This window comes from Streptomyces umbrinus (assembly GCF_030817415.1).
Taxonomy (GTDB): Bacteria; Actinomycetota; Actinomycetes; order Streptomycetales; family Streptomycetaceae; genus Streptomyces; species Streptomyces umbrinus_A.
On the sequence record NZ_JAUSZI010000002.1, the window covers coordinates 10,914,311 to 10,934,323 of the forward strand.

The 20,013-nt window shown below is 69.2% G+C and carries 17 protein-coding genes and 5 pseudogenes; 18 read left to right on the forward strand and 4 right to left on the reverse strand.

The features are described 5' to 3' along the window. The first annotated feature begins 65 nt into the window (after window positions 1–65). The 3 genes from QF035_RS48395 to QF035_RS48405 all read left to right on the forward strand — a co-directional run bounded on the left by QF035_RS48395 (window position 66) and on the right by QF035_RS48405 (window position 2,311). The gene (locus QF035_RS48395) at window positions 66–707 is read left to right on the forward strand and encodes a DUF305 domain-containing protein (protein WP_307528717.1); all 642 of its coding nucleotides are present in this window, start codon (window positions 66–68) and stop codon (window positions 705–707) included. A gap of 218 nt (window positions 708–925) precedes the next feature. Further along, window positions 926–1,459: a hypothetical protein gene (locus tag QF035_RS48400; RefSeq protein WP_373466846.1), complete on the forward strand. Its 534-nt coding sequence runs from the start codon at window positions 926–928 to the stop codon at window positions 1,457–1,459. A gap of 243 nt (window positions 1,460–1,702) precedes the next feature. Further along, complete coding sequence (locus tag QF035_RS48405; protein ID WP_307528719.1) at window positions 1,703–2,311, forward strand: MFS transporter; 609 nt, start codon at window positions 1,703–1,705, stop codon at window positions 2,309–2,311. Here QF035_RS48405 and QF035_RS48410 read toward each other — a convergent pair. The 3 genes and pseudogenes from QF035_RS48410 to QF035_RS48420 all read right to left on the reverse strand — a co-directional run bounded on the left by QF035_RS48410 (window position 2,308) and on the right by QF035_RS48420 (window position 5,447). Next, a complete protein-coding gene (locus QF035_RS48410) occupies window positions 2,308–2,823 on the reverse strand; it encodes a DUF6174 domain-containing protein (RefSeq protein ID WP_307528721.1) in 516 nt (171 codons plus the stop codon). The two genes, QF035_RS48405 and QF035_RS48410, sit on opposite strands and share 4 nt — an antisense overlap. Window positions 2,824–2,937: 114 nt before the next feature. Beyond that, window positions 2,938–3,951, reverse strand: a complete 1,014-nt coding sequence (locus QF035_RS48415; RefSeq protein ID WP_307528723.1) for a VOC family protein — start codon at window positions 3,949–3,951, stop codon at window positions 2,938–2,940. Next, window positions 3,948–5,447: pseudogene (locus QF035_RS48420) on the reverse strand (alpha/beta fold hydrolase). Before QF035_RS48420 ends, QF035_RS48415 begins: the two are co-directional and overlap by 4 nt. A 140-nt stretch (window positions 5,448–5,587) precedes the next feature. Here QF035_RS48420 and QF035_RS48425 point away from each other — a divergent pair. The 8 genes and pseudogenes from QF035_RS48425 to QF035_RS48460 all read left to right on the forward strand — a co-directional run bounded on the left by QF035_RS48425 (window position 5,588) and on the right by QF035_RS48460 (window position 12,273). Then, window positions 5,588–6,220: a TetR/AcrR family transcriptional regulator gene (locus tag QF035_RS48425; RefSeq protein WP_307528725.1), complete on the forward strand. Its 633-nt coding sequence runs from the start codon at window positions 5,588–5,590 to the stop codon at window positions 6,218–6,220. Then, entirely contained in the window at window positions 6,217–7,005 is a 789-nt protein-coding gene (locus tag QF035_RS48430; protein ID WP_307528727.1) for a 2-keto-4-pentenoate hydratase, read from the forward strand. Before QF035_RS48425 ends, QF035_RS48430 begins: the two co-directional genes overlap by 4 nt. An 88-nt stretch (window positions 7,006–7,093) precedes the next feature. Further along, window positions 7,094–8,081, forward strand: a pseudogene (locus tag QF035_RS48435) (acetaldehyde dehydrogenase (acetylating)). Then, a pseudogene (gene dmpG / locus QF035_RS48440) lies at window positions 8,078–9,107 on the forward strand (4-hydroxy-2-oxovalerate aldolase). Before QF035_RS48435 ends, dmpG begins: the two co-directional pseudogenes overlap by 4 nt. Next, window positions 9,104–9,229 carry a hypothetical protein gene (locus QF035_RS48445; RefSeq protein ID WP_307528729.1) on the forward strand — a complete coding sequence of 42 codons (126 nt, stop codon included), beginning with the start codon at window positions 9,104–9,106 and terminating at the stop codon, window positions 9,227–9,229. The pseudogene dmpG and the gene QF035_RS48445 overlap by 4 nt, the downstream one beginning before the upstream one ends. Continuing rightward, on the forward strand, window positions 9,210–10,169 hold the full coding sequence (locus QF035_RS48450; protein WP_307528731.1) for an amidohydrolase family protein: 960 nt from the start codon (window positions 9,210–9,212) through the stop codon (window positions 10,167–10,169). Before QF035_RS48445 ends, QF035_RS48450 begins: the two co-directional genes overlap by 20 nt. 282 nt (window positions 10,170–10,451) lie before the next feature. Further along, window positions 10,452–11,444: a pectate lyase family protein gene (locus QF035_RS48455; protein ID WP_307528733.1), complete on the forward strand. Its 993-nt coding sequence runs from the start codon at window positions 10,452–10,454 to the stop codon at window positions 11,442–11,444. A 46-nt stretch (window positions 11,445–11,490) separates the two neighbouring features. Then, complete coding sequence (locus QF035_RS48460; RefSeq protein ID WP_307528735.1) at window positions 11,491–12,273, forward strand: pectate lyase; 783 nt, start codon at window positions 11,491–11,493, stop codon at window positions 12,271–12,273. A gap of 128 nt (window positions 12,274–12,401) precedes the next feature. On the opposite strand, the pseudogene QF035_RS48465 reads toward QF035_RS48460, so the two are convergent. Further along, window positions 12,402–14,166: pseudogene (locus QF035_RS48465) on the reverse strand (hydroxysqualene dehydroxylase). A gap of 619 nt (window positions 14,167–14,785) precedes the next feature. Between QF035_RS48465 and QF035_RS48470 the strand changes: the two are divergent. From QF035_RS48470 to QF035_RS48500, 7 genes and pseudogenes are all read left to right on the forward strand, one after another. Beyond that, window positions 14,786–15,607 carry a hypothetical protein gene (locus tag QF035_RS48470; protein ID WP_307528736.1) on the forward strand — a complete coding sequence of 274 codons (822 nt, stop codon included), beginning with the start codon at window positions 14,786–14,788 and terminating at the stop codon, window positions 15,605–15,607. A 166-nt stretch (window positions 15,608–15,773) separates the two neighbouring features. Next, entirely contained in the window at window positions 15,774–16,013 is a 240-nt protein-coding gene (locus QF035_RS48475; protein WP_307528738.1) for a hypothetical protein, read from the forward strand. A 667-nt stretch (window positions 16,014–16,680) separates the two neighbouring features. Next, window positions 16,681–17,109 carry an ice-binding family protein gene (locus tag QF035_RS48480; protein WP_307528740.1) on the forward strand — a complete coding sequence of 143 codons (429 nt, stop codon included), beginning with the start codon at window positions 16,681–16,683 and terminating at the stop codon, window positions 17,107–17,109. A 35-nt stretch (window positions 17,110–17,144) separates the two neighbouring features. Next, window positions 17,145–17,225: pseudogene (locus tag QF035_RS48485) on the forward strand (ice-binding family protein); the annotation flags it as partial. Between the two features lie 44 nt (window positions 17,226–17,269). Further along, entirely contained in the window at window positions 17,270–18,004 is a 735-nt protein-coding gene (locus tag QF035_RS48490; protein WP_307528742.1) for an ice-binding family protein, read from the forward strand. 139 nt (window positions 18,005–18,143) lie between these two features. Next, complete coding sequence (locus tag QF035_RS48495; RefSeq protein ID WP_373466849.1) at window positions 18,144–18,869, forward strand: DUF5819 family protein; 726 nt, start codon at window positions 18,144–18,146, stop codon at window positions 18,867–18,869. After that, window positions 18,859–19,989 carry an HTTM domain-containing protein gene (locus tag QF035_RS48500; RefSeq protein ID WP_307528746.1) on the forward strand — a complete coding sequence of 377 codons (1,131 nt, stop codon included), beginning with the start codon at window positions 18,859–18,861 and terminating at the stop codon, window positions 19,987–19,989. The genes QF035_RS48495 and QF035_RS48500 overlap by 11 nt, the downstream gene beginning before the upstream one ends. Window positions 19,990–20,013 lie beyond the last annotated feature (24 nt).

Below are 20,013 nucleotides of genomic sequence, written 5' to 3' on the forward strand. Positions count from 1 at the left end.
ACGCCATCCGGCGCGGCGCCGCGCTCCGGCATGCCCTTCACCCCAGCCATCCCAGGAGTTCCACCATGACCGCGCAACGCACACTCGTCCGCCGTACCGCCCTCTCCGTCACCGCGGGAGCGGCCGCGTTCCTCCTCGCCGCCTGCGGCAGTGACAGCGGCAGCGGAGGACACGACATGGGGTCCATGGAGTCCGACTCCAGCCCCACCGCGACCGCCTCCGCCAAGGCCGGCGACCACAACGACGCGGACGTCGACTTCTCCAAGGAGATGATCCAGCACCACCGTCAGGCCGTCGACATGGCCGAACTGGCCGCCGACCGCGCCTCCTCGCAGGAGGTCAAGGACCTGGCAACGAAGGTCAAGGGGGCACAGGACCCGGAGATCGAAACCATGTCCGGCTGGCTCACCTCGTGGGGCGAGGACGTACCCGAGGAGATGTCCGGCGCCATGGACCACGACATGTCGTCCGCCATGCCCGGCATGATGAGCGGCAAGGACATGGACAAGCTGGAGAAGGCGTCCGGCGCCGAGTTCGACACCATGTTCCTCACGATGATGGTCGAGCACCACGAGGGCGCCGTCGAGATGGCCGAGACCGAGAAGGCCGACGGCACGTACGGTCCCGCCACGAAGCTCGCGGGCGCCGTCGTGACGGCCCAGACCGCCGAGATCAAGCAGATGAACAAGATGCTCGGCAAGAGCTGACGTCTCGTCAGAAGGCGGTGGGCCGACGGGGTGAGAGCCTCGTCGGCCCACTCGGGCGGCAGGCGTTCCCGCGCCCCGCCCGCTCCTTCGGCGATCTCGTCGTGCGGAGCGCGACCTTCGTTCGTGTACGGGTGAACGGCCACCTGCGTTCACCCGTACCCCTTGTCGTACGCCTGGCCGCTCGCGCGGACGGGAACAGCCCGGATTCGGAGAGGTACGTGTCACAGCAGCCACAGCGAGGACGGACCGGCCGCACTTTCACCGCCCGCGGGGCGCGCCGCGCCGCCCTGATCGGCAGCCTCGCCCTACTTCCCCTGGCCACAGCCTGCAGCGGCGGGGGCGACGACAAGCCCGCGGGGGACAGCAAGCCGTCCACCGCTGCCATGGCCGCCGTCGTGGCGCCGGCGAAGGTCGAGGTGATTGCCAACCTCACCGGCTGCAAGGTCAAGATCCGGACCGACGCGGACGAACTCCGCGAAGGTGTCTGCCACACCCCCGAGGGCGACTACCTCATCACGACCTTTCCCGAGGAGAAGTACAAGCTGACCTGGCTGGACAGTGCCGCCATCTACGGGGGCAAGTACCTCGTCGGTCCGCGCTGGGCCATCAGCGCGAAGCCGAAGATGCTCGGCCCGCTGCGCAAGAAGGTCGGCGGCACCATCCAGGACCTGGAGGCCATGCACGCGACGAAGCCCTCCCCGAGTTCGTCGAAGAGTTCGTCGAAGTACGGGCCCGAGCCGAGCTCGTCATAGCGGCAGCCCCGCACCTGTTCGCGTCACCGAACTCCCCGGGGCGTGCCGCGCGGGCCGCGATCCCCTCGACGAGGATGTCCAGGGAGAACGCGAACAGGGTGTCGGGGGAGTCGGGTTCCAGCTCGCCGAGCCGTGCCAGATGCGGCAGATCTCCCACCGGCTCGGAACCCTCGGAGGCATGGGAGCTGCCGGAACCCTCGGAGTCCTCAGGGCCCTTGGGGCGCAGCCACGGTGGCGGCAGCTGTGCCAGGTCCGCGGGGTTCACGTGGGCGGGCGGACGGTCGTACACGATGTCCTGCAGTTCGACGAAGCCCGCGACGAGCCGGATCGTCTCCATGCACGCGCGGTAGGCGTCCTGCAAGGACAGCCCCGCGGCCTCGAAGAATCCGATCAGGGCTGTCACTGACGGGCTTCGGCTCGACCTCCTACCTTCCGCTCGCGCTCGTCCTGCCGGCCCTCGCCGGACTGGGCGACCTGATCTCCGAGACCCTGCGTTCGGCCCTCCTCCAGCACGGCACCCCCGACGACCTGCGCGGCCGGGTCAGCGGCCTGTGGATGGTGCAGGCGACCGTCTCGCCCGCCCTGGGCAACGCCGCCGTCGGCCTCCTCGCCGAACTGACCGGCGCCCGCGCCGCCGTGGTCATGGGCGGCCTCTTCTGCGTCGCAGCCACCCTCGTGGTCGCCGCGGCCTTCCCGGCCCTCCGCCACGCCCGCCTCACCGTGCCGTCCGAGTCGTCCAAGCCGGCCGAGGCCTCAGAGCCCTCCGAGTCGTCCTGCGAGGCTCCGGCGAACGCGGCCGACGACGCCGGTCACGCCGACGCGGAGTCACCCGTGAAGGGGCCGGCGCGCTAACCGGAGGTCGGTGCGTAGGCGCTGATGACATAAAGGGCTTCGTCGTCGACCGCGTTCTCGTCCCAGTCCAGCGAGATCCGCACGGGGTGACCGTCGGACCCGTACTCCGCCTCGGCCGTGTCGGCGTTGTCGCGCCGCGCCTGCTCCAGCTCGTCCAACAGCTCGCCGATGGTGGGTACTTCACCGGGCAACTGCCGCACCACTCGCCGACTGTCCGCGTCGAGACCGACGGCCTCGGCGACCTTGCCGTCGCGGACGGTCACCCGGAAGGTGCCGATCAGACTCCGTTCCCCTTCGGTCGACTTGAGCGTGTAGACGTACGAGCCGGGCTCCCGCCAGGTTGTCCCGCTCGGGGACGTCGCGGGCTCGGGGTTGCCCACCCGGGCGGATCCGGATCCCGAGGACGACTCCGTGCCGCAGGCGACGGTCGCCCACAACAGCCCTCCGACCAGTCCCGCGACGGACACAAGACGACGACTGGAGTGAAAGGTGGTCATGCGAACGTCGGTCATGGTGGCTCCCTCGGGGACGGCTACCGCTATGACGCCGACCGGTCCCGGAACGTTCGGGGGCAGTGCCCATGCCGTGGACGACCGATCGCGACCTCCCGAAGGGCGGCAGCCCGGTCAGTTGTCAGGGATGCCGGTGCCGCTGAGGGCGGGGACGGTGTCCTCCCGGCGGGCCAGGGAGCGGGCGGCGAGCCGGAACTGGTCGAGTTTGCCGACGATGGTCCGGCCGACGGCGGTGTGGCCCCAGATGCTGATGCCCTGATGGGTGCTGGGCTCCCAGGTGGTCTCGTCGACGACGACGGGGTTCCAGCCCACCTCCCACTCGAAGCCCGAGGGCGTACGGGCGTAGTAGGACAGCTCTTTGTCGTTGGTGTGCTGTCCGACGGACAGGGCCATGTCGAAGCCGAGTTCGCACACGCGCCGGTAGCTCTGGGCGACGTCGTCGAGGCTGGCCGCCTGGATGTTGAGGTGCTGGACGCGGGTGCGGACCGGGTCGACGGGCAGGCCCCGGACGGCGGCGACGGCGATGGAGTGGTGGCGTTCGTTGACGCGCAGGAAGCGGATCTTGAGCTTGACGCCGTTAATGGTCTCGTCGATGCAGTCGGTCAGGCGGGCGTCGAAGACGGTGTCGAAGTAGCCCCGGAGCTGGGCCGGTTTGGCGGAGGTGATCGCGACATGCCCCATCCCCGAGTCACCGGTGACGAACCCGGAGGCCCGCATGCGCAGCGGCTCCGCCGACTTCAGCGGGTTCGTGTAGATCTCCTGGGTGATGCCCTTGGGGCCGGGGAAACGCAGCAGACGCTCGACGCCACGCAGGGCGGCTTCGTCGGCGGTGCCGTGGGCCATGGGAACGCCGTGGGCGTGTATGCGTGCTTCGATCCGTTCGAAGGTGGCGTGGTCGTCGACGTGCCAGCCGGTGGCGACGACATCCTCGGCCGGGCCGCGCCGGAGCAGGAAGCGGCACTCCTGGTCGTCGAGACGGAAGCGCGTCAAGTCCGTGTCGAGGGCGTCGTGGTGCATGCCGATGGCATCGGTGCCGAAGCGGCGCCAGTCGGTGAAGCGGTTGGTCTCGATGACGATGTAGCCGAGGTGGACGGCACCGAACACCGACGCGTTGCCAGGCGTGTTCATCGTCGGCCTGCCAGGAAGTCGGCGCACAGCCGGTCGAAGAGCTCGGCCCGCTCGAACTGCACCCAGTGGCCGGTGTTGGCGACCACATACAGGTCGCAGTCGGGCATCCGGTCGGCCAGCATGCACCCACCGCCGGGCCGGTTGACCCGGTCCTCGGCGCCCCACAGCACCAGGGTGGGCACGGGGAGGCGGTCCAGACGCCGGTCGCGGGTGAAGTCCATCTTCCACAGCGTGCGCAGCGCGTTCGGGCCTGACGGGCGGCGCAACGGCGGGGCAGCCATGACCTCCGGGTCGATGCTGGCCCGGTAGCGCTCGTCGCTCGCCGAGTCCGGGACGTCGGCGGCGTTGAAGACCAGGTACTGGCGGATGAACGTCTCCAGCTTCAGCCGGGAAGGCCCGTCACCGCCGTAGTAGTTGACCAGGTTGTTCAGGCCCGCTGTCGGGAGCGAGCGGGTGGTGCCGATACCGCCGGGCCCCATGAGCACCATGCGGTCGACCCGGCCGGGCGTGTCCAGCGCGAGGCGCAGTGCACAGGCACCGCCGTAGGAGTTGCCGACCAAGTGGGCTCGTTCCAGGCCGAGTTCGTCGCCGATCCACGGCGGCATGGCATGGGCGGCGTCACCGGCCAGGAAGACCCGGCCCACCCGGAAGCGCGCGGCGAAGCGCACATGGTGGCTGTAGACGGTGGCCCGCAGGCTCCTGATGCTGTCCCGGCTGATTCCGTACCGGGCCACAAGTGCGTACACCGCCTCGTCGGTCGTCAGGTGCGTCTCGTCGTCGCCCGGCAGGATCGGGAACTCCCAGCGGTGGTGGCCGAGCGGGGTGGGGCAGTCCACGGCGGGCCGCGCCGGGTCGCAGTGGAAGCGCAGCCGGTCGTGGTCCGGCCACGGCTTGATCATCTCGGTGTCGATCACCACCCAGCGGTCCTCGTACGTGCGCCCCTCGTAGCCGACGTTCAGCTGCGAGCGGATCAGGCTGGAGCCGCCGTCGGCCGCGATCACGTACGAGGCGCGCAGCCGGTGCACGGAGTCGTCGGCCGTGCCGACCACCGTCAGTTCGACGCCCCCGGCGTCCTGGCGCAGCCGCAGACACTCGTGCCTCAGCAGCACCTCGACGTTCGGGTGGCGGGCGACGCCGTCACGGAGGACCTGCTCCAACGCGGGCTGGTAGATGAACAGTTGTGGCGGATGCCCGTGGCCGCGCGGGGTCGGGTGCGCGCAGAGGAAGGGGCGGCCGCGGGCGTCGACGAAGTCGAGGGGCCGTTCGGTCAGCATGTCCTGCGCCAGCCGCTCGGCCAGACCGACGCGCTGTCAGATGCGCATGACCTCCTCGTCGGTGGAGATGGCCCGGGCCCGGGTGTAGATCTCGGCGTCGCGTTCCAGTACGACGACCCGCAGGCCCATCGCGCCCAGCAGGTTTGCCGCGGTCACGCCCGTGGGCCCGTAGCCGATCACCGCCACGTCGTAGTCGCCGCCCTCGCCACTGACTCCGCTCACCAGGCCACCTCGCTGTCGTCCCTGTTCGCGATGTGTTGCGAACTCATTGCTGTAGCGTTTACTCCAATTGGAATGACCGCTACGGTAAGGTGGGTGCAGAGGACGGTCAAGTGCCGGGACGACGAGGAAGGGCGCACTCCATGACCAAGCCGCAGACGGCGCGCAGGAAGCGTGCGAACGGGGTGGAGTCGAGGCAGCGCATCCTCGACGCCACGGTGGAGATCGCGGGCGAGCGTGGCTACGAGGGCACGTCCATCGCGGCGGTCAGCGCCAAGTGCGGGCTGCCCGCCAGCTCGATCTACTGGCACTTCAAGGACAAGGACGACCTGATCGCCGCGGTCATCGAGCGCAGCTTCGAGACCTGGCTGGCGGCCGTCGAGCTCCCGCGGGAGGAGACCGGCACATCGCTTGAGCGGGTCACGGTCATGGCCGCGAGCGTGGCGAGGTCGCTGGTCGACGCGCCGGACTTCCTGCGTCTCGGCCTGATGCTCGCGCTGGAGCGGCGGCCCGTGGAACCCCGGGGCCGCACGGTGTTCCTCGAGGTCCGTGACATCGCCGCCCGGAAGATCGCCGAGGTGGTCGGGACCCTGTTCCCGGACCTGGACGACGAGTCCGTACACACCCTGACCACCTACGCCGTCGCCGGGGCCGACGGCCTGTTCGTGCACCGGGAGATCAACGGCGACGCCGTCGACCTGGTGGCGCTGCTCGAACTGCACGCACAGCTGATCCACGACGCGGCGACGCGCCTGGCATCGAGGAGCAATGGATGACACTCACCGCACCACAGCGTGAGGAAGCCTGTCGGCTCCTGCGCGAGGCAGAGCGGCGCGTGGCGCCGATCGACCCGCTGTCGGACCTGCTGCCAGGCCTGGAAGTGGCCGACGCCTACGCGGTCCAGAGGGGCAACATCGCCCGGCGCCTGTCCGCCGGAGCCACCGTCGTCGGCCACAAGGTCGGCCTGACCGCGGCCGCGATGCAGCAGCTGCTCGGCGTGGACGAGCCCGACTTCGGCCACCTCCTGGACGACATGGTCCACCGCGACGGCGGCACGGTGCCCGCGGCCCGTTACTGCCTGCCGCGCATCGAACCGGAGATCTGCTTCCGCCTCGCCCGGCCCCTGCGCGGCCCCGACGTCACCGTCGAGGACGTCCTGGAGGCCACCGAGGCGGTCGCCCCGGCGCTGGAGATCGTCGACAGCCGGATCCGCGACTGGAAGATCACCCTCGCCGACACGGTCGCCGACAACGCCAGCGCGGCCGGTCTCGTCTGCGGCCCCTGGACACCCCTGGGCGACGCACCCGACCTCGCCACCGTCACCGCCGAACTGGTCGTGGACAGCGAGGCCGTCGCGACGGGCAGCGGCAAGGAGGTACTGGGACATCCGGCCGCCGCGGTCGCCTGGCTGGCCAACACGCTCGCCGCCTTCGGCACCGCACTGGAGCCGGGACACGTGGTACTCCCCGGCACCATGACCACCGCCCCCTTCGTCCGCGCCGGCCAGCGGATCGAGGCCCGCTTCAGTGCCCTCGGCCTGGTGTCGGTGACCTTCGTCTGAGGGCTGATCCGCCGACCTCGTACATCGGCCGACTCCGTACATCTGAGGATCCCGACCAGAGAACCTCCGCCCCAAGGAGCACCCCCTCATGCCCCCTGCACCCGCGCCCTGGCCGGTCGCCGTCATCGGCTCCGCAACATCGGCACCGACCTGATGATCAAGATCCTGCGCGGTTCCGGCGCGCTCACGATGGGAGCGATGGTCGGCATCGACCCCGCCTCCGACGGCCTGGCCCGCGCCGGCCGACTGGGCATAGCCACGACCGCCGACGGCGTCGACGGACTCCTCGACCTGCCCGAGTTCGCGGACATCGAGCTCGTCTTCGACGCCACCTCCGCCACCGCCCACCGGGCGAACTGGGCCAATCTGAGCCCACCGGCGTACGGGTCCTCGATCTGACGCCGGCCGCCGTCGGCCCGTACTGCGTGCCCGTGGTGAACCTGGACGCCCACCTCGACGCCCCGAACCTGAACATGGTCACCTGCGGCGGACAGGCCACCGCCCCCATCGCCGCCGCCGTCGCGCAGGTCGCCCCCGTCGCGTACGCGGAGATCGTCTCCTCCATCGCCGCCGGATCGGCCGGGCCCGGCACCCGCGCCAACATCGACGAGTTCACCGAGACCACGTCACGAGCGCTCCGCGAAGTGGCCGGTGCCCGGCGCAGCAAGGCGGTGATCGTCGTCAACCCGGCCGAGCCACCGCTGCTGATGCGCAACACCGTGTACTGCCTCGTCGAGGGCGACCGCGACCACACCGCCATCGAGAACAGCGTCCTGGCCAAGGCGGAGGAGGTGCGCGCATATGTGCCCGGCTACCGGCTCAAGCAGCGGGTCCAGTTCGACACGTACGGACCGGACAACCCCCTGCACATTCCGCAGACGGGCAAATTCACCGGCACCAAGGTGACGGTGATGCTCGAAGTCACCGGTGCCGCCGACTACTTGCCCGCGTACGCCGGAAACCTCGACATCATGACCTCCGCGGCCGTCGCCGCCGCGGAGCGGATCGCCCAGCACGCCCAGCACACCCAGGATGATGCTCAGGACGCGCAGACCACCGCGGGAGTCCTCCGATGAGCCGCCTCTACATCAGCGACGTCACCCTGCGGGACGGCATGCACGCCGTCCGCCACCAGTACACGGTCGGCCAGGCCGTCGCCATCGCCACCGCCCTGGACGCGGCCGGAGTGGACTCCATCGAGGTCGCGCACGGCGACGGCCTGGCCGGCTCCTCCTGCGTCTACGGCTTCGGTGCGCACACCGACCTGGAGTGGATCGAGGCCGTCGCCTCCGCCGTCACCCGCGCGGGTCGCCACCCTGCTGCTGCCGGGCATCGGTTCCGTGCACGACCTGCACGACGCCCACAGCTCGGGTGCGTCCGTCGTCCGCGTGGCCACGCACGGCGCCGAGGCCGACATCTCCGCCCAGCACATCGCGGCCGCGCGGGAGTTGGGCATGGACACTGTCGGCTTCCTGATGATGAGCCACATGACGGGTCCTCAGAGACCCGCCATCCAGGCCAAGTTGATGGAGAGCTGCGGCGCCACCTGCGTGTACGTCGTCGACTCGGGCGGCGCCATGGTCATGAGGGACGTCGCCGAACGCGTCGACGCCCTGCGGCAAGTCCTGGACCCAGCCACGGAGATCGGCATCCACGCCCACCACAATCTCTCCCTCGGCGTGGCGAACTCGATCGTCGCCGTCGAGCACGGGGCCCACCGCGTGGACGCCTCCCTCGCCGGGATGGGCGCGGGGGCGGGCAACGCCCCGCTGGAGGTGTTCGTCGCCGCCGCCGACAGCCTCGGATTCGAGCACGGCTGTGACCTGTTCGCCCTCCAGGACGCCGCCGACGACCTCGTACGGCCGCTGCAGGACCGCCCCGTCGACCGCGAATCCCTCACCCTCGGCTACGCCGGTGTGTACTCCAGTTTCCTGCGCCACGCCGAGGCGGCCTCGGCACGCTACGGCATCGACGCCCGAAGCCTGCTCGTCGAGGTCGGACGGCGGGGCATGGTCGGCGGCCAGGAAGACATGATCACCGACGTGGCGCTCGACCTGCTCACCGCCCGAGAGGCACGAGAGGCCCCGGAGGCCACCTCATGACCGCCGCCACGGGCCGCATCGACGTCCACCAGCACATCGTCCCCGCCTTCTACCGGGACCGTCTCGTCGCTTCGGGCATCGCCGAGGCCGGCGGCCTCGGCGATGCCGGACTGGAGCCCTGATGCGGCACTGGAGGTGATGGACCTGCTGGGCGCCGACACGGCGATCGTGTCCGTCTCCACCCCGGGCACCGCCTTCCTCACCGACCCGCAGGAGGCCGCCGACCTGGCCCGACGGCTCAACGACTTCTCCGCGTCCCTCGCCGCCGAACACCCCACCCGCTTCGGCTACTTCGCCACCCTGCCCATGCCCGACACCACCGCTTCCGCGACCGAGGCCCGCCGGGCCCTGGACGATCTGGGCGCCGCCGGAGTCACCCTCCTGGCCAACAACCAGGGCGTCTACCTCGGCGCGTACGGCCAGGACGCACTGTGGCAGACGCTGAGCGACCGGGGTGCCGTCGTCTTCGTCCACCCCGCCGACCTCCCGGCTCCGGCGGTCGAGAACATCCCCCCGTTCGCCGCCGACTTCTTGCTGGACACGACCCGGGCCGCCTACCTCCTCGTACGCAACGGAGTCGTCCGGCGCCACCCGCGCATCCGGTTCGTCCTCAGCCACGCTGGCGGCTTCGTGCCCTACACCTCCCATCGCATGGCCACCGCCATCGCGGCCGACACCGGGCGCAGCCCCCTGGACGTGCTGGACGACTTCCGCGGCTTCTACTACGACACCGCGCTGTCCTCCAGTCCCGCCGCCCTGCCCACGCTGCTCGCCTTCGCCCGTCCCGGACGCGTCCTGTTCGGCAGCGACTGGCCGTTCGCCCCCGCCATCGCGGGCCAGTACTTCGCCAACGGCCTCGACAGCGGTGTGGATCCCGCCGTCCTCCGGACCGTCAACCGAACCAACGCCGAAGCCTTCTTCCCGCGCCTGGCCGGCACCGCCGCGCCGATCGCTGCCCGCCCGGCCCCGATGCGCCTGAGGCAGTCGGCTCAACGGGCCGCCGCCCGCCTCCTCTTCAAACTCGTCCAGCCCGGCACCGGTCGAGACACGCGTCCCCATTGAGCAGCACGACGTTGCCCGATACGGGAGTTGGCCGGATGCGTTCTGCGAGAAGCGTTGACTAGAAAGCGCTTGCCCCTTACGTTTCCCGTTCAGCAGCGTGACCCGCCGATGGCATCTCGTATATGAGATGCCAGATGCCGGAGGCGTTATGGCCTGGGGACGTGCACTCTCCAGGATGTCGCCGCTAGCCTCGCGTGGGGGCGCTGCGTCCGCAAGGCGATCCAAATGGTGAACATCGTTCACGTACATGAAAAATGGACGCTCTCGAAGGGACGCACCCGCATGCGTACTCTCCCCCCACCTCTCCCCCCACGCTTCCGTCCGCGGAGACTCGTCGTTTCCACGGTCGCGGCAGCCGCTCTCGCCGTCACCACCGCCGTCGCTCTGCCGCAGTCCGCGGGTGCCGCCGAAACCTCCCCCATCGGCTTCGGCGCCGGCACCACGGGCGGCGGCGGTGCGAGTGCCGTCACCGTCTCCACGCTCGCCGCGTTCAAGACGGCCGTCACCGGCAACACCGCCAAGGTCGTCCGGGTCAGCGGGCTGATCTCGCTCACCGGGCAGGTCGACATCGGGTCCAACACCACGGTTCTGGGCGTCGGTTCGGCGTCCGGGTTCACCGGCGGCGGGCTGCGGCTGAAAGAAGTGACGAACGTCGTCATCCGCAACCTCAACATCAGCAAGCCGCTCGCGCCCTCCGACGGCGTCACCGTGCAGAAGTCCACGAAGGTCTGGATCGACCACAACTCCTTCTCGGCGGACCGCGACCACGACAAGGACTACTACGACGGTCTGCTCGACATCAATCACGGCTCCGACAACGTCACCGTGTCCTGGAACACCTTCAAGGACCATTTCAAGGGTTCGCTCGCCGGTCACAGCGACAACAACGCGAGCGAGGACACCGGTCACCTGAAGATCACGTACCACCACAACCACTTCAGCAACGTCTACTCGCGCATCCCCAGCCTGCGCTTCGGCACCGGGCACTTCTACGACAACTACGTCGAGGGTGCCGACACCGCCGTGCACTCACGCATGGGCGCCCAGATGCTCGTCGAGAACAACGTCTTCCGTACGACGAAGATCGCGGTCACGACGAACCGCAGCAGCGACGTGGACGGGTACGCCAACCTGCGCGGCAACGACCTCGGGGGAGCCGCCACCGAGATCTCCCGCACCGGCACCTTCACCAGTCCGCCGTACGGCTACTCCGCCGAGCCCGCCTCCTCCGTCGTCTCCTCGGTGACGAGTGGCGCGGGCGCCGGAAAGCTCTGACCGATCCCGCAGACCGACCCCCACAACCGGAAGAAGGCACAGGGACATGACTTCTCCAGCGATCCCGCGCGCCCGTCGGCGCGCACTGACCGGCACCCTGGCCGCACTCGGCCTTTCGTCTGTCATGATCACGACAGTCGGAGCGCCGCCGGCGAGTGCCGCCACCTGGCCGACGCCGTCCAGCAGCCAGGGCGTGAGTTCGACCATCTCCGTCTCGGGTGTCAGGGACGGCGGCATGGTGCGGTACTACGGCAGCGGAGATCTGGCCGGTGACGGCCAGGAGGAGGGGCAGGACCCGATCTTCAAGCTCGCCGCCGGCGCGACCCTCAAGAACGTCATCATCGGCGCGCCCGGCGCCGACGGCATCCACTGCGAGGGCAACTGCACCCTGCAGAACGTGTGGTGGGAGGACGTCGGCGAGGACGCCGCCACCTTCCGCGGCGGCTCGACGTACACCGTGACCGGCGGCGGCGCCAAGAAGGCGGCCGACAAGGTCTTCCAGCACAACGGGCCTGGCACCCTGAACATCTCCAACTTCGCCGTCAGCGAGTTCAAGACGCTGTACCGCTCCTGCGGCGACTGCTCCACGCAGTACACGCGCAAGGTGAACCTCAGCAACATCGAGGTGACCGGCACGGGATCCACCGCGCGGCTCGTCGGCATCAACGTCAATCGCAACGACGTGGCGACGCTTCGGGGCATCACGATCCTGAACGACTCCAGCCGGAAGGTCATCCCCTGCCAGAAGTACAACAACAACACCGCGGTCGGTACGGGCCCCGACAGCACCAACTGCCTGTACGCCGCCTCGGACATCACCTACAGGTAGGCCGTGACGGGTGACTTGACCCAGGTGAGCCGATTCAGGTGAGCCGACACGGGTGAGCCAGGGCCCGACGGCTGGACGAACTTCCTTTACTCCCAAGGAGGTTCGCCCGGCCGTCGGGCCCAATGCCGTCAGCCGACGTCGAAGAGATTCGGCAGTCGCAGGAGGTAGCGGGTGCGGTCGTGGCGTTTGAGGGCCTCGAGTTCCGGGGCCCGGTACAGCGGGGTGACGGTGCATCGTTCGGCGGCCGAACCGACCCTGTCCAGAAGGGCGTTGACCGCCTGCCGGGCCGAAGTGTTGGCGCCTTCCATGGTGGCCAGGTCGATGGGCACGGCCACGTAGTCGCCGGACAGGAAGAGGTTGGGGATCTTCGTGGCCGACCGCGGACGGTGGTGGAAGGTCCCCGTCGGATGGATGAGCAATTGCTCCTCGTTGACCGGGTTCGGGGTGCCGAGTCCGTCCACGGCCGGGTCGAGGAACCAGGAATGCAGCACGGAGTCCTTGAGGACCGTACGGCCGGTGTCGTTGAGCGCCGCCTTCAACTGCGCCCACACCTCGCGCGCGACCTCGGCACGGGTGCACTGCTTGGCGGTCTTGCCGTACAGGATGCCCGGCCGGTCCCATTCGGAGACGTCCACGGACAGACAGTCCGCGACCGTGCCGTCGCCGAAGTCCTTGGGGAAGTCGTGGCCCGGCCAGTGCTGGGCCTGGGCGATCGCGGTCAGCGACCAGGGGGAGTCGATCAGGTCGAGGTGGCCGTGCAGGATCGGCGTACGTTCCGTCAGATAGAACTGGATGCCGGTCATCCAGTCCGTCTCCAGCCGGTCGCACTCGGCGAGTTGGGGGTCGGCGGCGCGTACGGCGGAGTTCCAGGTGCGGCGCGCGTGTTCGACCGCGCATGGCCGAGATGTAGTGGTCGGCGGTGACGGTCCGGCGGGCACCGCCCGGGTCCTCCATGACGGCCCCGGCGATCCGGCCCGCGTCCAGGGTCAGGTCCCGTACGGTCCAGCCGATGTTGAACTCGACCCCGAGCGACTTCAGATACGTCACCCAGGGGTCGATCCACGCCTCGTTGGTGGGCGCGTTGAGGATCCGGTCCAACGGTCCGTCCGCGCCCCGCCCGAGGATGTTGAAGGCGAAGGCCTCCAACAGGGTGGCGACCGTCCGGGTGCTGGCCTCCTCCGCCTTGGTGGCCACGATGTTGCGGGTGATCCCGATGGCGAGGATCCGCTGGTAGTCGTACGACATCCGCCCGGCCCGTACGAACTCCCACCACGGCATCTGCTCCCAGACCTCGTCGCGGCGGTCGTCGCAGCTGGTGAGGAAGACGAGGAAGCGGTTGGCGAAGTAGAGGGCCTCGTGGAGGGGGAGGTTGAAGGCGGTGTCCAGGACCGAGGTGAGGGCGCGGCGGATCTCGTCGGGGGTGAGTTCGGCCGGGGTGTTGCCGGGCCAGGGGAGTGGGATCCGGATGTCCTCGCGACCGCCCGACCGGGCGAACAGCATCTCCTTGGGGGCGACGAGGTTGTCGTGAACACCGTTGGGGTTGCCGGGGAAGGGGATGCGCCGCATGGTGTCGGGCAGGTTGTGGTAGATGCCGGGGATGAAGCGGAAGCCGTGTTCCCCGGGCAGGGGCCCGCGGCCGCCCGTGGCGCTGTCCGGTACGTCCATGCTGCGGGCCTTGCCGCCCAGCGTCTTGCGCTCGTAGACCGTCACCCGAAAGCCGCGTTCGGCGAGTTCGTGCGCGGCCGTGAGACCGGCGACGCCACCGCCCAGTACGGCCACGGTCTGCGGGGCGGCGCTGTTCTGGGCCGCGGCCCGCTGGGGAGCCGCCAGAGCGACCCCGCCCCCGGCTGCCGCGGCCGTGCCCAGGAACCCTCTGCGCGTGGTACCGCCCACTGCTCCCCCTTACCGTCGGTAACTATTGGCGCACGAGGATACGAGCGCCGCACCGATCTCGGAAGGCGACCGACGAAGCCTGCGTCACTTTGGCTTGATGCCGCATCACGTCGGCGGCATCGAGTACGAGCCCACGAGTCCTCGGCTGTCACCCTCGGCGGAATCACGGCGCTGGTCGGGCGGCTCCGATGCCTCCTGCTCTGGGCACGGGTGGGTGGTGGCCGCCGGTCCGTGTGACACGCTCAATGTGCTGCCCACCGACGCGGTCGGCGATTCGGCTTCGTCGCCATGTCTGTTGTGTGAGCGCCGCCTCCGACAAGGGGCTGGGCCGCTCGGCTGAGGGCGGCACCGGATGAGTGCCATGCGCGGGTGGCTGACGTCCACCGGCTGCGGTCACTGCTCGCAGATGAAACACCGTCAGCGGGGCAGTCGTCCCGTGGTGCGTCGGCCTCACTGAAGGAGCCTCACATGTCTCCGCGCTTCCGCAGGGCCAAGACCAGAGCGCCTCCGCGAATCGCCCGCGGACCTCCATCAAACCTCGCGTCAACCCCGCTGTGAGCGGGACAAGTTCGGCCGTCACGCAGTGACTGCGGGACTCCGGAACTACCAAGGGACATTGATGGGGAATCTCAGAAGTCTCAGAAATCCCAGGGACGAAGAGGAACGGGCGCCCAAGCGCAAGGTGCTCGACCTGACTGTTGTGCAGGTAGTGGCGAGCGCCCTCGCCACTGTCGTGGGCGCGGTGCTGGCGTCCCTGCTGGGCGTGACCGGGACGATCATCGGCGCCGCTGTGGTCAGCACCAGCGCGACCACCGGCGCCGCGGTCTTCTCGCATGCGTTCCGACGGACGGGCGAGGGGATCCGTGGCCGGGTGCCGCCCGTAGGAGTGCCGAGGACGCCGGGCGAGGATCGGGAGGAACACCGCGCGGACGCCCGGGCGGCGTTCGCGTTACCGGCGGACGCCTCGGTCGCCGACGCGACAACGCCCCACACGCCCGCCGAAACGCCCTCCGAAGATGAGTCCGTCACCACCTATCGGGGTGGCTCGGTCCGGAAGTCCATCGGATGGAAGAAGTACGCCCTGGCGACGGGCCTGGTCTTCGCACTGGCGATGGTCACCGTGACCGCGGTCGAGCTGATCATGGGCAAGCCGGTAGCGGCTGTCGTCAAGAACGAGCCGGGCAGGGGAACTTCGGTGGGCGGCGGCACGGCCGGTACCCCCGCTCCCGCCGACAGCGGCACACCCGCCCCGGACGCGTCGAGTAGCACGGCGCCGCAGAGGAGCATCTCTGCCTCGCCGGAAGAGAGTTCGGCGCCGGAGACCAGCCCTGGTCCCAACGCCAAGCCCAGTCCCAGCTCCAGTTCCAGCGCTTCGGTGTCGTCCGTGCCGTCCAGCGGCGGTGCCCTGAGCAGTTCCGACGCCACGGCTGATGAGCGGTGACGCGCCGGAGGGGCTGCCCTTCAACCTGGCTAGGCGCAGGCCGAGTTGGCAGGCGTCTTGCTGCGGGAAGAGGCGAAGCGTCTGGTTGGATGCAAGATCGCGTGAACTCCTACGCGGCAGTTGACAAGCGCGGCCGGTAGCAGCAGGCAGACGAAGGGTGGATCTCATGGGAACGACGCGGGACCGGTCGGTGGGGCACGACGACATCCAGGTCCCCCCGGGCCGGACCAGGTGGTGGGTGGTCGCCCTCATCCTGGGTCTGCCGGCCCTTCTCGTAGTTGGCTTCCTCGCCATGGTCGTGCTCTGGGTGCTCGCCGACGACTCGTCCGGGGCTGAGCAGCGACCTTCCAACGGGCTTCAGGTGAGCGTTGGAGGCGAATGGGGCGAAGGCGGATGGGCGGCCTGAGCAGGACGACGGTTCGTGTCGGCCCCGTAAATGCTGAAGCGTCTCCTGTGCCGTGTCGGCATTCGATGCAGCGACTCCGGCGAAACACGCCGGGGTCGCTTCTTGTGGACGGCTGTGCGTGCGGGTGAACCACCGTGCATTCGATATTAATACGGTCAGTGCGGCTTTGAGTGTGCTCGCGCGACGTAGCAACCCGCGCTTTTCTTGGTCCTCCACGTGTCGAATATCTTGGCGCAGCAGCGCGACTCCGGCAGGCATATATTCCGCTGCGACTCGTCCACGCTTGCGCTGCGCGCAGGATCGCCAAACGGGTTCGCTCCTGGTGAAGCGCCTGAGGCGATTGACTTCGGTGGTCCCGCGCAGGGGTCTGCGCGATCTTCTTGTGGCGCCTGCCTGTTCCGTCGGCGGTGCTTGGCTGTCCCCCTTGGGCGAGGTCGCCCAGGGGTGAGTGTCCCTCTTGCCCGCAGGAGTGGGAAATCGACGCCATCCGGCCCATTAAGCATTTCTATGTATTTCGCAATTTGCTCGCCGATTCCAACGTGGGGAACTCCGGAAAAGCGAAACCGGATTTCTCTCCTGCGTAATATGCCAGCGACAGGTATAGGCGATTCGGTGCGACCGAGAACCGCCGAGCAGGCGCCATCCCCTCACAGGAGTTGGACCCTCGATGACGCTGAATATCCCTGACGCGCCCCTACGGCGCACCATGTCGGTGTGGATCGCCGCGGTCACGTCCGTGGCAATCGCCGCGGCCGTAATCGCGGCGACGCCGACACGCGCAAATGCCGCTGCCACCCCCGTGAATCTGGGCACGGCAGCCACTTACGGAGTGCTGGGTGGTGCGACGGTCACCAACACCGGCCCCACCGTGGTCAACGGTCTCAACGTCGGCGTGAGCCCCGGTCCGGCCATCGTCGGGTTCGCCGCGTCCGACGGAGGGCCCGGCATCGTGACCCCGCCCGGGGCTCTGCACACTACCGATGACCACGCGGGCCAAGCCAAGGAGGACCTGACCGCGGCGTACAACCAGGCCGGCGGGCAGACTCAGACGGACGCGGTGTACAACGCCCCCACGAGTTCGGTGGCCAGACGCTGACGAAGGGCCTCTACAAGGCGGCCAGCTCCGCAGCGATCACCGGCACACTCACCCTGGACGCCGAGGGTGACCCCAATGCCGTCTGGGTGTTCCAGATCGGTTCGACTCTGACGACGGCAGCCGAGAACAGCACGGTGAGCCTCGTCAACGGTGCCTCGCCGTGCAACGTGTACTGGCAGGTCGGCAGGTCGGCAGGTCGGCAGGTCGGCAGGTCGGCAGCTCGGCCACGCTCGGTCCCCACACCTCGTTCGTGGGCACCATCATGGCCGACGAATCGATCACCGCCACCACGGGGGCGACCATCAACGGCCGGCTGCGGGCCGATGCGGGCCGATGCGGTAACGGGGCCGTGACGCTGGACTCCAACAGGATCTTCCAGGGGCCGTGCGGGACCGGCGGTACCACCGGTGGTCTGATCTCGGGCGGTGTGATCGCTGGTGCCACGAACGGTGGCACCTCGGGCAGCACCACGGTCGGCGTCATCGGCGGTGTGCCGACGGGCGGCGGAACCGGCGGTGCCCTGGGCGGTCTTCTCGGCGGTGTCCTGACGTCCGGCGGAACCACTGGTGGCGCTCTGGGCGGCCTCGTCGCGGGCGCCACTTCGGGCGGTGCCCCAGGCGGCTCCACGGGTGGCGGCAACGGCGGCGCGACCGGTGGGAACGGCCACGACCATCATGGCGAGAAGCCCGGCAAGCCCGGTCACCACGACCACGGCGGGAAGCCCGATGATCACGGCAGGCCCGACGACCATGGCGATCACGGCGGGAAGCCCGACGAGTACGGCAGGCCCGACGACCACGACGGTCACGGCGGCAAGCCCGACGATCACGGCAAGCCCGAGAATCACGAGGGACATGACGGCGATCACGGAGATCACGACCAGAAGGCTGCCTAGCTCCATGTGAGCGGGCAGGACGGGCGGCGCGCGGCGGATCGTCATCGATTCCGTCGCGCGCCGTCGGTCGAATCTCAGGAGAAGCGGAGAAGCCGGAATGGAAAGGCCGGGTGGGGCCGTGCAAGGCGGCGTTGAAACGGTGTATGTCGACGAAGCGGACTGGCCCGGCGCCGGGCCGGCCCCGGACAAGGGCGGAAGACCCGTCGCGTCCCAAGGGGTTTCGGGCCATCGGCCCCTCCCTGCGAAGGTCCTGAAGGCGGGCACGGGAGCCGCCGTGGTCCTCTGTCTGGCGATGTCCTTGGTCCATGTGCTCCTGGTGTTTCTGCACGTGGCACCCCCGAACCCCCTTTCTCAGCAGTACAGCCGCCAGGTCAACGCGTGGGTCTTCCCGCTGTTCGAACAGAACTGGCGGCTCTTCGCGCCGGATCCGGAATCGGTCAACCGGCAGATCTCGGCGAGGACCATGCACACCGCCCCGGACGGCAGTGTGCAGGTGAGTGACTGGTTTGATCTGACGGGCGTGGACAACTCCGCGGTGAGGCACCAGGCCTTTCCCAGTCATACGGCGCAGAACATGCTGCGGCGGGCCTGGAGTTCGTATCTCGAAACCCACGGCAGTGACGATCAGCCTCGCTCGCAGCGGGCGCTGATGATCCAGCAGTACCTGACCAACATCGCGGCGGATCGCATCTCCGGCCACCGTGGCGGCACCTTCGAATCCGTCCAGCTACGGGTGATGACCGTGCCCATCGCCGCGTCCGCCGCTCCTGCCGCAGCCGGCGGGCCCGGTTCGGCCACCGTCGCGCCGACGCCTGCCGATACGCGGTATCTGCCCTGGTGGAAGGTGGACTCCTATGGAAACTGAGCAGACACGCTCGCCGCGCGGGCGGATCCCTGATGGGGCGGACGCAGGCGTGCCGCGCCGCGCACCGTATCGGATCGGAGCGTGGCTCACCGTCCTGACCGAGCGGCCGGTCTCCCTCTACGCCGCGGCGGTGCTGCGCATCGGCTACGGACTTCTCTATCTCGCCTTCCTGCTGCGTGAGTTTCCGCACCGCAACGAGATCTGGGGCCCCGGATCACCGTGGACCCCCGAGCTGGCCGGGCAACTCTTCGACCAGACGGGGTGGGCCAGCATCCTCAGGCTGTCCGACAGTCGGCCGTACTTCGAGGCCTGTTACGTCGCAGCCCTCCTCACGTCCGCCCTGTTCATGCTGGGCTGGCGGACCAGAGTGATGTCCGTACTCTTCGCGGTCATGGTCGCGTCCTTCCACGCCAGGGCGATCTTCATGACCGACGGAGGGGACAACCTCATCCTCCTCATGGCCATGTACCTCGTCCTCACCGCGTGCGGTCGACGCTGGTCCCTGGACGCGCGCAGGGCCAGGCTACGAGCCTCTGCGGGGAAGGCGAAGAGCGGCTCGGCGGGTATGAGCGCGGGCGAGCTCCGGCATCAACTGGGCCCATCCCTCCGGACGTTGACGGCGGTGCTCCACAACTGCGGCATGTTCGTCATCGCGGCCCAGGTCTGCTTCCTCTACGGGTCCGCGGGTCTCTACAAGGTGCAGGGCGGCACCTGGGGCAACGGGACCGCCCTCCACTACGTCCTGAACCTCGACCCGTTCCGGCCCTGGCCCGAGCTCTCGCTCCTGGCCGACGAGCACGACGTACTGATCGCCATCGCCTGCTATCTGACGGTGCTGTTGCAGGTCGCGTTCCCGTTCGTCCTGTTCGGACGGCTCAAGTACCCGGTTCTGACCATGCTGTTGGGCATGCACCTGGGTATCGCGGTGCTCATGGGACTTCCGCTCTTCTCCGGCGCGATGATCGTGGCGGACGCCGTGTTCCTGCCCGACGGCTTCTATCGGAGCCTGGGGCAGTTGTTTCGGCGGATCGGCCGGTCGGCCCATGTCGGGGAGGCGGGCGTCTCGCCCCGCGGAGAGTCGGCACTCGTCCCGCCGCAGCCCGCACCATCGGGCCACTGAGGCCCCTGTGGTCCGTACGGCGAC